Source organism: Streptomyces sp. NPDC058632 (genome assembly GCF_042717095.1).
In the GTDB taxonomy this organism is placed as follows: Bacteria; Actinomycetota; Actinomycetes; order Streptomycetales; family Streptomycetaceae; genus Streptomyces.
The window spans coordinates 1-12,720 of sequence record NZ_JBHXQZ010000052.1; the positions used below are offsets into that span (position 1 = coordinate 1).

Annotated in this window: 14 protein-coding genes and 1 pseudogene; 9 read left to right on the top strand and 6 right to left on the bottom strand. The window is 69.6% G+C overall.

Annotation, left to right across the window (positions count from 1 at the left end; genetic code table 11):
* Nucleotides 1-135 precede the first annotated feature (135 nt).
* The 6 genes from ACFWVE_RS20540 (at nt 136) to ACFWVE_RS20565 (ending at nt 4,910) form a co-directional block, all read left to right on the top strand.
* Nucleotides 136-471, top strand: a complete 336-nt coding sequence (locus tag ACFWVE_RS20540; RefSeq protein ID WP_384015906.1) for a MerR family transcriptional regulator — start codon at nt 136-138, stop codon at nt 469-471.
* A 556-nt stretch (nt 472-1,027) separates the two neighbouring features.
* Nucleotides 1,028-1,231 (top strand): cold-shock protein, encoded by a 204-nt coding sequence (locus tag ACFWVE_RS20545; RefSeq protein WP_384015908.1) that lies wholly within the window; start codon nt 1,028-1,030, stop codon nt 1,229-1,231.
* Between the two features lie 456 nt (nt 1,232-1,687).
* Nucleotides 1,688-2,491, top strand: coding sequence for an alpha/beta fold hydrolase (locus tag ACFWVE_RS20550; RefSeq protein WP_384015981.1), 804 nt, complete (start codon nt 1,688-1,690; stop codon nt 2,489-2,491).
* Nucleotides 2,491-3,768, top strand: a complete 1,278-nt coding sequence (locus ACFWVE_RS20555; RefSeq protein ID WP_384015910.1) for a SpoIIE family protein phosphatase — start codon at nt 2,491-2,493, stop codon at nt 3,766-3,768. The genes ACFWVE_RS20550 and ACFWVE_RS20555 overlap by 1 nt, the downstream gene beginning before the upstream one ends.
* On the top strand, nt 3,765-4,118 hold the full coding sequence (locus tag ACFWVE_RS20560) for an STAS domain-containing protein (RefSeq protein WP_384015912.1): 354 nt from the start codon (nt 3,765-3,767) through the stop codon (nt 4,116-4,118). Before ACFWVE_RS20555 ends, ACFWVE_RS20560 begins: the two co-directional genes overlap by 4 nt.
* 291 nt (nt 4,119-4,409) lie before the next feature.
* Nucleotides 4,410-4,910 carry a metallophosphoesterase family protein gene (locus ACFWVE_RS20565; protein ID WP_384015914.1) on the top strand — a complete coding sequence of 167 codons (501 nt, stop codon included), beginning with the start codon at nt 4,410-4,412 and terminating at the stop codon, nt 4,908-4,910.
* A gap of 32 nt (nt 4,911-4,942) precedes the next feature.
* Here ACFWVE_RS20565 and ACFWVE_RS20570 read toward each other — a convergent pair whose 3' ends face one another.
* Nucleotides 4,943-5,785, bottom strand: coding sequence for an MBL fold metallo-hydrolase (locus tag ACFWVE_RS20570; RefSeq protein WP_384015983.1), 843 nt, complete (start codon nt 5,783-5,785; stop codon nt 4,943-4,945).
* A gap of 318 nt (nt 5,786-6,103) precedes the next feature.
* Here ACFWVE_RS20570 and ACFWVE_RS20575 point away from each other — a divergent pair.
* The 3 genes and pseudogenes from ACFWVE_RS20575 to ACFWVE_RS20585 form a co-directional block, all read left to right on the top strand.
* Nucleotides 6,104-6,499 (top strand): annotated as a pseudogene (locus ACFWVE_RS20575) (WD40 repeat domain-containing protein); the annotation flags it as partial.
* 141 nt (nt 6,500-6,640) lie between these two features.
* Entirely contained in the window at nt 6,641-7,081 is a 441-nt protein-coding gene (locus ACFWVE_RS20580; protein ID WP_384015985.1) for an ATP-binding protein, read from the top strand.
* A gap of 188 nt (nt 7,082-7,269) precedes the next feature.
* Nucleotides 7,270-8,364, top strand: coding sequence for a helix-turn-helix domain-containing protein (locus tag ACFWVE_RS20585; RefSeq protein ID WP_384015916.1), 1,095 nt, complete (start codon nt 7,270-7,272; stop codon nt 8,362-8,364).
* Here ACFWVE_RS20585 and ACFWVE_RS20590 read toward each other — a convergent pair.
* The 5 genes from ACFWVE_RS20590 to ACFWVE_RS20610 all read right to left on the bottom strand — a co-directional run bounded on the left by ACFWVE_RS20590 (nt 8,304) and on the right by ACFWVE_RS20610 (nt 12,344).
* Nucleotides 8,304-8,981, bottom strand: a complete 678-nt coding sequence (locus tag ACFWVE_RS20590) for a S26 family signal peptidase (RefSeq protein WP_384015918.1) — start codon at nt 8,979-8,981, stop codon at nt 8,304-8,306. The genes ACFWVE_RS20585 and ACFWVE_RS20590 overlap by 61 nt on opposite strands.
* Nucleotides 8,982-8,993: 12 nt before the next feature.
* Nucleotides 8,994-10,727 carry an ABC transporter ATP-binding protein gene (locus ACFWVE_RS20595; RefSeq protein WP_384015920.1) on the bottom strand — a complete coding sequence of 578 codons (1,734 nt, stop codon included), beginning with the start codon at nt 10,725-10,727 and terminating at the stop codon, nt 8,994-8,996.
* Nucleotides 10,728-10,888: 161 nt separating this feature from the next.
* A complete protein-coding gene (locus ACFWVE_RS20600) occupies nt 10,889-11,437 on the bottom strand; it encodes a hypothetical protein (RefSeq protein WP_384015922.1) in 549 nt (182 codons plus the stop codon).
* 14 nt (nt 11,438-11,451) lie between these two features.
* Nucleotides 11,452-12,078 carry a MauE/DoxX family redox-associated membrane protein gene (locus ACFWVE_RS20605; RefSeq protein ID WP_384015924.1) on the bottom strand — a complete coding sequence of 209 codons (627 nt, stop codon included), beginning with the start codon at nt 12,076-12,078 and terminating at the stop codon, nt 11,452-11,454.
* Between the two features lie 65 nt (nt 12,079-12,143).
* A complete protein-coding gene (locus ACFWVE_RS20610) occupies nt 12,144-12,344 on the bottom strand; it encodes a hypothetical protein (RefSeq protein WP_384015926.1) in 201 nt (66 codons plus the stop codon).
* Nucleotides 12,345-12,720: the final 376 nt, after the last annotated feature.

Consider the following 12,720-nt stretch of genomic DNA (forward strand, 5'->3'; position numbering starts at 1 on the left):
GCGTTTTGTTCTGGGGGGGCGCGCGCCCCTCGGGGGGGGTTGATTACGCGGGGCGGCTTTTTGTTGAGGTTTAGGTGGGGGGGGGGGGGGCCGGCCGCCCCCCCCCACCCCTCCACGCGTTCCGGAGAGGTGCAGATGACAGTAGACGATTCCTTGGGCCGTCTCGACGACGACGATTACCCCGCCTACACGATGGGCCGGGCCGCCGAGATACTCGGCACCACCCAGGGCTTCCTCCGCGCCGTCGGAGAGGCCCGCCTGATCACCCCGCTCCGCTCTGCGGGCGGCCACCGCCGCTACTCCCGCTACCAGCTGCGCATCGCCGCCCGCGCCCGGGAACTCGTCGACCAGGGCACCCCCATCGAGGCCGCCTGCCGCATCATCATCCTCGAAGACCAGCTCGAAGAAGCCCAGCGCATCAACGCCGAACACCGCCGGACCGCCGGCTTGTCCGGTCCGTCCGTGTCCTGAGACGGTGCGCCCGGGTTCCGGCGGGACCCCGTCCGCACGTGTCGGGGCGTGACGCGCGGGTCGTTCTGCCCGGTGACAGAGCGTACGGACGGGCGGCGCCCGCGTCGGTCGTCATGGTTCGGAAGTCCTCCTTCGCGCACGCCTTCGGCGTGCGCGTTTCGCTGTGCCGTGCCGCAGGGACCAGGGCTTCGGCCTCATCGAACAGGACGGTGGCGCCGCTGACGCGTTCGTGAACGGCGACCGCTCTTCCTGGAACGTTGCGTTCGGGGTGGATCAATAGCTGCGACCGTGAGGTGAGGGTTTGACGCGCCGGGCCGGAAGTGTTTTTGCCGCACCGGGCGGAATAGAATCATGTACCATGCATCGGCTGTCATGGCATGCTACTGTCGATTTCAGTTGCAGACGTGGTTCCCACACTTCAAGCGCCTCGAACGGTATCTTAGCCGTTGGGAGCGCTTTTATATTTCCGGTCCTTCCGGGAGGGGCGTTACTGCAGCGACCCGGTATCCGTGTATTACGGGCACCTGCGCGCGTACTGCCCCAAAGGAGATATGACATGGCATCTGGCACCGTGAAGTGGTTCAACGCGGCAAAGGGTTTCGGCTTCATCGATCAGGATGGTGGCGGCGCCGACGTGTTCGCCCACTTCTCGAACATCGGCACCCAGGGCTTCCACGAATTGCTCGAAGGTCAGAGGGTCACCTTCGACATCGCGCCGAGCCGGAAGGGCTTGACGGCCGAGAACATCGTTCCCGCCTGACGCCGGCGCGCACTCCGCAGCGGGGCCCGCACCCCTCGGGGCGGGGGCCCCGCTGCAGGCGTTTCCCGTCGTGGACCCACGCGTGGAACCGCCGCCGCCCGCAGGAATCGTCCGGGGACGCGGGCCTCCTCAAAAGCTGCACCCTCTGAAGTCCTGGATTTCAGGTCCGGATGACACCGACACCCTTTCATCGCCTGCATCCGCACCAGATTCACTGCACGTCAAACTTGCTTTGGCATTCCATTCGGCTCGTTCTTGTGGCCCCCGCACTGCTCTTGCGTGGCGGGCCTTCCTTGATGCGGGCGGTATCAAGGAAGGTTCTGAATGAACCCCGCACCTCCGAACGGCCACTCCTCCCACAGCCGGGCCGGCGGCCCGGCTTTCGGCTCCGGCGACGGTGCGGGCCGAGGCGGCCACTTCGGCTCCCTCGCCCTCGGTGAGAAGAAACCGGTGGGCATGGATATCCGTCGCAGGAACAACGTCACCGTCACCGGCCGTGTGGACGGGCCGGTGCTCCTGCTGGCGCACGGGTTCGGCTGTGACCAGAACATGTGGCGCCTGGTGGTCCCCCTGCTGGCCGAGGAATTCCGGCTGGTGCTCTTCGACTACGTGGGCTCCGGCCGCTCGGACCCTTCGGCCTGGAGTGAGCAGCGCTACACCTCGTTGGAGGGCTACGCCTCGGACGTCCTGGACGTCTGTGAGGAGCTGGACCTGCGGGACGTGATCTTCGTGGGGCATTCGGTCAGTGCCATGGTCGGGGTCCTCGCGGCGGCCAGGGCGCCCCAGCGGTTCTCCCGCCTGGTGATGGTGGCTCCGTCGCCCTGCTACATCGACGAGGACGGGTACCGGGGCGGGTTCAGCGCGGACGACATCGACGAGCTGCTGGAGTCGCTGGAGTCGAACTATCTGGGCTGGTCGGCGGCGATGGCCCCGGTGATCATGGGTAACGCGGAGCGGCCCGAACTCGGCCAGGAGCTGACCACCTCGTTCTGCGCGACCGACCCGGACATGGCCCGGGTCTTCGCCCGCACGACCTTCCTGTCCGACAGCCGCGAGGACCTCGGGACGGTCGCGGTGCCGACGCTGGTGCTGGAGTGCAAGCAGGACGTGATCGCCCCCCGCGAGGTCGGCGCCTACGTCAACGACGCGATTCCGGGCAGCCGCCTGGTCACGCTGGAGGCAACGGGGCACTGCCCGCAACTGAGCGCACCGCAGGCCACCGCGGCGGCGATCACCGACTTCATAAAGGAGGCGCGCTGATGGGCCGCAGCAGTCAACATCCGGATGGTGAGCAGGACGTGGAAGCCACCAACGTGGCCTTCACCGTCCTGCTGGAGGACAGCGTGGAGGAACTGTACGAGCAGGCGCCCTGCGGCTACCTCTCCACGCTGATGGACGGCACCATCGCGAAGATCAACACCACCCTTCTGGAGTGGCTGGGGCTTTCGCGGCAGCAGGTGGTGGGCCGGATGCGGTTCACCGACCTGCTCACCGTGGGCGGCAGGTTCTACCACGAGACACACTTCGCCCCGCTGCTGCAAATGAACGGCGAGGTCAGCGGCATTGCCCTGGACATCAGAACCACTGACGGGCAGCGGATGCCGGTGCTCGTCACCTCGAAGGTGAAGACCAGCGACGACGGCGGACCGATGCTCGTCCGCACCACGATCTTCGACGCCCGCGACCGCCGCGCCTACGAGATCGAGCTGCTGCGCGGACGCCAGGAAGCCGAAGAGGCGCGCCGGCAGGCCGAGGTCGACCGCGAACGGCTCCAGGAAGCCCTCGCCGTCCTGCAGCAGAGCCTGCTGCCCGCCGAACTGCCCACGGTTCCGGGTCTGGAAGCCGGCTCCTACTACCACACCGCCTCTCCGGATCTTCTCGGCGGAGACTTCTACGACCTGTTCCCCCTCGGCGCGGACCGGTGGGCGTTCTTCCTCGGCGACGTGTGCGGCAAAGGCCCCCAGGCCGCCGCGGTCACCTCACTGGTCCGCTACACGCTGCGGGCGGCCGCCCTGCACGACCCGGACCCCGTCACCGTACTGACCACCCTGAACACCGTGCTGCACGAGCGGTACACCAGCGGCGACACCCGGTACTGCACCGCCGTCTTCGGCGTCCTGCACCCGGGCGGCGACCATGTCGGCGTACACGTGGCCTCCGGCGGCCACCCCTCCGCACTGATCCAGCGCGCCGACGGCACCGCGCATTACCTGCCCACTCCCGACGGCATGCTCATCGGCGTCCTGCCCCAGGCACAGTTCACAGCCGCCCGCACCCAGCTGTCCCCCGGTGACACCCTGCTGCTCTACACCGACGGCCTGACCGAAGCCCGCACCGGGCCCAGGCGTGAGCTCTACGGCGAGGACGCCCTGCGCGCCTTCGTCTCCGAACAGCCCGCAACGGGGCCCCAGGCCCTTGTCACCGCTCTGGCCAAGCTCCTCGCCGACTTCGGCGACGGACTCGACGACGACACAGCGCTGCTCGCCCTCGGCGTGCCCGCCCCGCTTCCCACCCTCGCGAGTGAAGACCTGACATGAGCCCGCTGACGATCACCGCCCGCGACGCAGCCACCGGTCCCGTACTGGAGATCACCGGTGCCCTCGACTACACGACGGCACTCGAACTCCGTCAGGTCGTGGACCGCCTCACCCTGGCCGGTGGGCAACTGCTGGTCATGGATCTGGCCGGCTTGGAGTTCTGCGACTCCAGCGGCATCACCGCTTTGCTGGTGGCACGCAACCGGGCTACGGAACAGAGCGGCGACATAGCCTTGGCCGCAGTCCCCGCCAACACCGCCCGCATCCTGCGCATCTCCGGCCTGGACCGGGTCTTCACCCTCTACCCCGACACATCAACAGCCACCGAGTCCAGCTCCACGGCCCGCTGATCATCGGGACCCGAGGGATCGCGGAGCCTGCGCCCACTCATGCCCGAACCCTCGATCCGGCTTGCCGAGCCGGGCGGCGCGGACACCGAGCACCGGGCCGGTCAGGAGCAGAACCAGGCCGGTGAGGTTCCACGCCCGGTCGTACGGGGTACTCGGCAGGGGCGCTAGCCGCTCGCCGCTCGCTCGAGCGATGAGGACGCGGGCCGCCCCGGCGGGGAGCGCAGAGATGACTGAGCCGCCGTCCGGGCCGGAGGCGCTCCCGCGCCGCGTCGGAGGAGGAGGGTGCCACTCGTGCGGCTTCTGCTGGTCTCCGACACGCACGTGCCGGTACGCGCCAAACGACTGCCCTCCGAGCTGTTGGACGAGACGGAGCGGGCCGATGTCGTGGTGCACGCGGGGGACTGGGTCGACACCCCCACGCTCGACCTGCTGGAGGCACGCGCCCGGCGGCTGATCGGCGTGTTCGGCAACAACGACGGCCCCGAGCTGCGCGAGCGGCTGCCCGAGGTGGCCCGGGCGGAGCTGGGAGGTCTGCGGTTCGGCGTCGTTCACGAGACGGGCCCGGCGCGGGGGCGGGAAGCCCGCTGCGCCGAGCGCTTTCCCGACCTGGACGTCCTGGTCTTCGGTCACAGCCACATCCCCTGGGACACCGGTGCGCCGGGTGGCCTGCGCCTGCTGAACCCGGGGTCGCCGACGGACCGCAGGCGGCAGCCGTACTGCACGTACATGACTCTCGTCGTGGCGGACGGCGTGCCGGGCGAGGTCACCGTGCACCGACTGCCGAGGCGCTGACCGGCGATCCGCCCGCCGCGCGGCGAAACCGGTCAGGCCACGTTCACCGTCGGGCCGTCCGGCGTGAGGGTCGCCACCCGGCCCCGGTCGCAGTGGACGACCCGCTCACCGAGGCCGCGGCGGTCCATCTCCTCGAGGAACGCGCTCAGCGGCGACTTCATCACCGTGTAGTCGTCATAGTGAACGGGAAGCGTGAACCGCGGACCGAGACGCCGGCTGAGTTCCGCTCCCTGCCTGCCGTCCATGGTGACCACGAAACCTCCCGGCAACCGGGTGCCGCCCAGGTGCAGGACCGCGAGGTCCGTGTCCGGGTAGCGCCTGTGGATCTCCTCCATTCCGTCGAAGAGGAGCGTGTCCCCCGACACGTACACGCGCAGGCGCACCGGCCCGCCCGCCGGGCCGAATTCCAGCATGCTTCCCATGACCGGCGGCAGGAGGCCGCGCAGAGGCCCGACGGCGTGGCGTCCGGGCATCGCGGTCAAACGGACCTGGCGGCCTTCCTTGGAGAGGGTGTGGTGCTGCCAGTCGCGCAGCCCCCTGGCGCGGCGGAAACCCTGAAAGGTCCGGAGACGGCGTGCCGCGTGCGGGGTGGTGAGGAGGGGCACTGCCCGGTCGAGGTTTCTGCGTGCCACCCGGTCCCAGTGGTCCCCGTGCAGGTGGGAGAGGACGACGGCGTCGAGGCCGGCGGGGAGCTGATCCACGCCGATGGCCGGCTCCCTCAGCCGCCTCGTCAGCAGTCCGTACCCCAGATACGCGTGCTGCCCGCGGTGCAGGAAGTTCGGATCGGTGAGCAGGGTCAGGGTTCCGTACCGTACGAGCAGGGTCGCGTTGCCGATGAACTGGACGTGCACCGCCGAGTCGGCCGACGAGAGCATCATGACTCCTCCCGTGTCTGTCCTGTTCCGCGCTGACCTCTGCGGTTTTTCCCTACGACAAGTGTGAACCGCAGGTACGGCATCCGCCTTCCAGCGAGAGCCCCCGCCAGGCAGTCCGCTGTACGTACGTTCCCGCGCATCACGGGGTGACTCTCCTATGAGCGCCCGCGCAGGGGGACGAACCATCCGTAACGGGCGCTCACGGGGACGGCCGTCGGGTTACGGGAGAGGGATGCCGCCGGCGGCGTCGAGGCCCTCGATGGTGATGTAACCCGCCTGGGGCGAAGTGAGACCCGCTCCAGCCTGTACACGGCGTCGATGACCGTCACACCGGCCCGCCTCGTGCCCGAGAAGCCGTATCGGGTGCCCGTCCTCAACGTCGCCTACAGCCCGGACGGCAAGGTCCTGGCCGCGAGTCACCGGGGCCACGGATCCGACGGCGGGCGTGTCCAGTTGTGGGACGTGTCCGCGCCGGCCAGGCCCGTCGAGGCGGGCCGGTCCAAGCTGAAGAGCAGTACGGTCATCGCCTACCACCCCCGCTCACGGATCCTCGCCGCACAGTCGGCGGACGAACTGACGCTGTGGGACACCGCGGACCCGCAGGAGCCGAGACGGCTCGCCCTGGTGCGGCTCGCTCCTCAGGCGACGTACACGCTTGCCTTCAACAAGGACGGCCGGACGCTTGCGGCGGGCAGCAAGAAGGGACTGCTGCGGCTGTGGAACGTGAGTGACCCCGCCCGGCCCACGCTGCGAGCGCAGCGGACGGTCGCCGAGTCGCCGTTGATCTCTTTGGCCTTCACTCGCGACGGAGGGCATCTGATCACGGGCAACGGCAATCCCAGCAGGGTGGCCGCCCTGTCAGCCCCACGTACACAAAGCCCCGCCCCGACGACCCGTACAGTCGCGCAGCGCTTCTCCGCCACCCGGCGTGGTGCGCGCCTCACCCGGCTGCCCGCCGCGCATCAACTCACCGAGTGGGGGCACCCGCACGGCACCGACGCACACGACGCGGCCGTCCTCGTCGTCGCCGAACTCGCTTCCAACGCTGTCCTGCACGGACGAGTCCCGGGGCGGGACTTCGCCCTGGCCCTGTCCTTGGACGACAGTCGGGGCATCGTCCGGATCGAGGTGACCGACACCCGCCCCGTCCGGCCGGCGCGGCTGGTTCCCGGCCCGGACGAGGACGGGGGCCGTGGCCTGGTCCTCGTCGAGGCGCTCGCCGCCGACTGGGGCGTCGGCGGCCGCCTCGGCCCCGGCAGGACAGTCTGGGCCGAGTGCGCCACGGAAGCGCGGTGACGCCGCCCGCGCTCGCCGTTGCAGAGGCGCGGCCCGCAACACCCGGCTTTCCCATCTCCCGAACGTCAGCTGTCGACCGCACCGCAGATCGCCAAAATAACACCTACCCTTGCCCATTTGGTGATGGCAAGCTTTCGCCCAGGCAGCTCCCACCACCCATCAGGCCGTGTCAGGCGCATGACGACCACATGCGGCCACGCACGGGACGTCACACATCGGGGGAACGAGTGAGAGACGAATTATTGGAGCCGGAGAACTTCACCGAGGTGGCGGCGTTCATGGCAGGTCTCCGTCGGTTACGCGCGGTGTCGGGGCTGACGTTCCGGGAACTGGCCCACCGGGCCGAAGCGGAGGGTCGTGTCCTGCCCGCCAGTACGCTCGCCACCGCCCTGAGCCGGGAGAAGCTGCCGAGGGCGGAACTCGTGGAAGCGCTCGTGCGCGCCTGCGGCTGTCCGCCGGACGTCGTCGCCGCCTGGTTGGCGGCACGCAGCAGGCTCGCTCATCCCGTAGGTCCTGAAGCCACTTCGAGCAGTGCGCTGGCAGCGGCCCCTGAACAGGGAGACTCGGCTGATGCGGCGACGGCAGTACGGCGCGGGCGCCCGGGTCTGCCTCGGCAGGCGGGAACGTACATCGCTGTGGCGGTTGTCGCCGCCGCTGCCACCTTGGGGCTGGTCCTGTACGAGCAGACCCGTTCCACGGCCGCCACCACCAATCAGGGAACGGCCAATGAGGGACTGGCCGCCGTTCCGGATGATGCCACCGCACCAGCGGCCCGGTCCGGGTCCGTACCGGAGGGCAAGTACCGTATTCGTGCCGTGTATTCGGGGCTCTGCCTCGCCGAGCGCGTCGGTGAGGGGTCGGGCCAGGTCCACCAGGCGCGATGCGCCGATGCCATACCGGACTACGCCCTCGAACAGCTTGCCGACGGTACGTATCAGATCCTCTCCAACCACCCCGAGTTCGGGCCGGGGTGCATGGGCGTGACGGACCGGCGTACCGCCGATCTCGCCCAGGTCGCCGATGACGTGTGCGGACGACGGGGTCCTGCCGAGCGCTTCGCGCTGGAGCCCGCGGACACCGCCACCGTCAGCCGGCCCGCCACGGCCGGCCCCGGCACCTCACCCGACCAGGGCTCGTACAGGCTGCGCCCACGCCATTCCCAGAAGTGTCTGGGTTTCACCTTGTCGGCTAGGTCCGGCGAGCTGGAATGGCAGCCACTGCTTCAGGTGTCGTGCGACCCGGCGGCCGAAGAACAGCTGTTCGCCTTCGATCCGGTGAAGTGACGACGCCGAGGGCGGTGCCGACCGCGACGGCGATCCTGGCGAAAACGGTGGGCGGCCCGGCCGAGCGGCCGTACGACGACACCCAGCACCTCCTCGGCCGAGTAGTAGCCGAATCGCCGTGAGTCGAAGCTCTGTGCCCGATTGTCCCCGAGCAGCACGAGCCTCCCCGGCGGCACAGTGGTCTCGGGTACGTCGGCCAAGGACGGAACGCTGTCACGCGGTATCGCGTCACCCGGCACGGCGGCGACCCGCTTGATGATCCACTCGGAGTACGCAGGTTCCTCGGGGCCCATCACAGCGCGCCCGAGCACCGCGAGTTCCCCGACCGCTCGGACGGGACCGCGTCGGACGAGGACGCGGTCCCCGCCCCGGAGCGTGGGCTGCATGCTCGCTCCCCGGACCGTCACGACCACCCATCGGCCGCGCAGCAGGGCACGACCCACGGCCAGCAGCACCCAGGGAACGGGCGCCAGGACGGACAGCCACACCAGTGGTGGCGCGGGCCGGTGCAGCACCGCCAGTGGTACGGCCGTGATCAGCAGGGCCAGCCCGACAAGGAGCGGGACACGCACGGGGCGGGCGAGGTGTTCGCCCCGGCGGGAGGCGGGAACAGTCATGGTGGAGTTTCCTCAGTCGCGCGCGGCGGTCCGGTAGCCGGATGCCTGGAGTGTGAACAACCGTGCGTAGGTCCCTTCCAGTTCGAGCAGTTCCGCGTGGCTGCCCTCTTCCGCCACGCGACCGTCTTCCAGTACGACGATCCGGTCGGCGCCCCGTAGTGCGCCGAGGCGGTGTGAGATGAGCAGACTGGTCCGGCCGGTGCGTGTGTGCTGCAGCGAGGCGTGGATCTCGGCCTCGGCCTCGGCGTCGAGACCGGCCGAGGGCTCGTCGAGGATCAAGAGTTCGCTGCCGTCCCGCAGCAAGGCTCTTGCCAACGCGAGCCGTTGGAACTGGCCCCCGGACAGCACCACGCCCGTCTCCGGGTCGCCCTTGTCCCCTTCCATCATGAACGTCCGGGAGAGCAGGGTCTCGTAGCCGTACGGAAGGTGGCTGAGGACGTCGTGGATGCCTGCCTCACGTGCGGCGCGGGTGATGCGCTCGCCATCCCCCAGCGCACTCAGGTCACCCAGGGCGATGCTCTCGGCGGCGGTGAGGTCGTAGTTCATGTAGTCCTGGAAGACGACCCCGATCCTGCGGCGCAGTTCTGCTGGGTCCACCTCGCGCAGGTCCACGCCGTCCCATCGAATCGCGCCTTTCACCGGGTCGTAGAGTCGGCAGAGGAGTTTCACCAGGGTGGACTTGCCGGCCCCGTTGAGGCCGACCAGCGCCAGGGAACGCCCGTACGGAACACGGAGGCTGACGCCCCGCAGGATCCACGGATGGTCGGCCGAATAGCGGAACCACACGTCGTCGAACTCGATCGCCCCGCCCAGGGACGGCAGGTCGCGGGGCGCCTCGGCAACGGGCAGGTCCTGCGCGGCGGTGGTGACGGCGACGAAGTGGCCGAACAGCAGCAGCGACTGGTGGGTTCCGGCGATCGCACCTGCCAGACCTCCCAGCGCGGACTGCACGGCGACGACGGCGGTGAGGAACATCGCCACGTCCCCCAGGGACAACCCGCCCCGGCTCGCCGACGCCACCGCCCAGACCAGGCCGCCGCCCGAGACGAGGGCTCCCAGCATTCCCAGCCCCGCCTGCCAGGTGACCTCCCTGCGGTCCACGGTCCGCCGCGCGGCGTTGGCCGCCCGCCGCTCCGCCAGCATCCGGCCCCGCAGATGGGGGGCGGTTCCGAACAGCCGGATCTCCTTGGCGGCGGCCACGCTCGACAGCAGGTGGCTGTAGAACATCTCCCGGCGTTCGATGGGGCCGACCATGACCGAGACCGCTGCCCGCTGCCGGGACAGCGCCACCTCCGCGAGCAGTGTCGGGATACCGGCGAAGAGCACCAGGACCGTCATGCCCGAATTCAGGGTCCACAACGACAGCAGAAACCCCATCAGTACGAGCGCCGACTGGCCCAGGCGCAGCAGACCGTCCACCGCCTGGAGGGGCATCGTCCCACCCGCCTGTTCGGCGAGGCGCAGCCGGTCGAGGAAGGCGGGGTCCTCGAAGCGGGCGAGGCCCACGAACCGCTCGACCGCGCGGAACAGCTGGTCCTGTGCCCGCAGGCCGACCGAGCGGTCGAGTTCGGTACGCAGGTACTCGGCGCCCTGGGGGCCGATCACCAGCGCGACCCCCGTCAGGGAGAATCCCACGGCCGACCAGACCGGATCCCAGGCGGGGGTGCGGCCCGACAGTCCGTCGAGGATCAGCTTGGTCAGCCAGGCAGCCGCGACCGGCAGGACGCCGCCCACCAGAGTCGTCATCACGTAGAGGCAGAAGGTTCCAGGCGCCGCGGCGAAGGCCAGGCGGCAGGCCGTTTGCAGGGTCTGCCGGCCCCCGTTTCCCAGCGGAGCCGACGGCTCTCCGTCCTCCTGCCTCAGGGCCGACGAACCTCCGTCCCGCGGCGGGCAGGGCGCCTCGGCCATCAGATCAGGGCGCCCATCGGCTGGTCCAGGTCGATGCTGTTGGCGCTGACCCGTACCTGACCGAGCTCGTCCCGTGCGACGCGCAACATCGTCGGGAAAGCCGACACTTTGAACGCCCCGGCGACAGGACCCATGCCGTTGGTCACCACGACACGCGCGACCGGAGCCAGCGCCTCAGCGAACTCCCTTTCCTTGCCGTCGTCCTCGGCGACCACCACGAGAGTCTGGTCCCGGCCGCCGGGCAGCTTCCTGGCGTACTCGACGAAGCGCGGCATCTTCTCCCGGCACGGCGAGCAGTCGTGCATGAAGAAGGCCACGATGCAGTCCTCGGCGAGGTCGTCGCGTCCGACTTCCACACCGTCGAGCGTGACGGCGGCGAACTCACCGACCTCCAGGCCGACGGGTACGTCCGACTCGTTCGGACCGCCGCGCGTGGCCAGCAGTTCGCTGTGCTCGCGCAACCGCCTGACCACGCCGACGGTCAACAGCAAGTTCAGGCAGCACAGCAACCCCACCACCAGAACGAGAACGAGGAACAGGGCATTCATTGTCTGACTCCGTTTCAGGTGCGTGAAAACTTCCGACGTTTCAGGGATGACGAGCGGGCCGCCCGGAGAGCCGACGGCCCCGGGCGAGCACGGCTACGGACAGGGGTCTTTGCGGCGGCGCCCGGCCGGAACAGCGAGACGATGTCGTCGAGCACCGTGACCAGAGCACCCAGCACGGCCCCGGCACAGACAGCGCCCACCGCCCCGGACCACACCAGCGGCCCGTGCGGCGCGGACGATGCGAAGACACCGGTGGCCGCAGCGGCGACAAGGAGCACATTGCGCAGCAGGTGGCGCGGCGCGAGCACCGCCGACGAGGCCCCGAAACAGCGGCACGGCCTGTCGCCACCGCGCCGCAGCACGACCGCGATCGCGCCGGAGAAGACGAGCAGGAGCAGGCCGGCCGCGGCGAAGCCCGCGACGGCGAGGAGGTGCGAGGGAGCGGCAAGGCAGGCGACCAAGGCGAGTTCACCCGCCACGACACAGCCGGCGGTCAACGCGGTCAGCCGGTCCGGCAGCAGCCTCATGGCACGCAGAGACGCACGGAATTCCCGATGGGACGACGGCCCCAGCTTGCTCAGGGACGAGATCAGGAACACGACGCCGACGAAGCAGCGCAGGCCGAGAGCCAGGTAGTGCATGACAGACATCCACCTCTACTGGAAAGAGCGGCGCCGCGTGGGCGCCGCCCCCGCTTCAGGCCCGATCAGCAGGACGTCGCGCCGCACCAGGTGCTCTTGACGACACAGCCCTGTCCGTCGCAGCAGTACGCCTTGCACTGCTGGTTGCTCGGGCACTGCCAGCACGCCTTGAACCACTTGCAGCCACACTGCGCCGCAGACGCCTCGATGCCGGGCACGAACCGCTCCAGCAGACTGGCCCCCATGGCCTCCAGTTTCTTCAGCAAGGGATTTCCTCTCTCTTCCAAGTCACCCAGCCCTTCCGTGGGCCGAGCCGGAACCAGATTCACCACCCCCTGAGGTGCCGTGCAATCGATCCGGCGCACCGGCACGGTACGGATCGGTTCCGTACCCGTTCCGCAGTGAACGTGCAGGTCGGAGCAATTTTCTGATCCTGTACCGAACGGGCCGGTACAACCCGGAACGAGGAGCCGTGCGCAGGCCCCGAGCCCAGCCCCAATGGCGGCGAGGGTTCGTACCTCCGGGATGTCGGCGTCCGCGCACCAGGTGAGGAACTTGTAGCGGGCCGGGCCGGGCAGGGCAGGGCAGGGCCGGGCCGAGGCGGTGGCGGTCGGCGCCGGTGCGGGCCGGAACAAGGAGGGT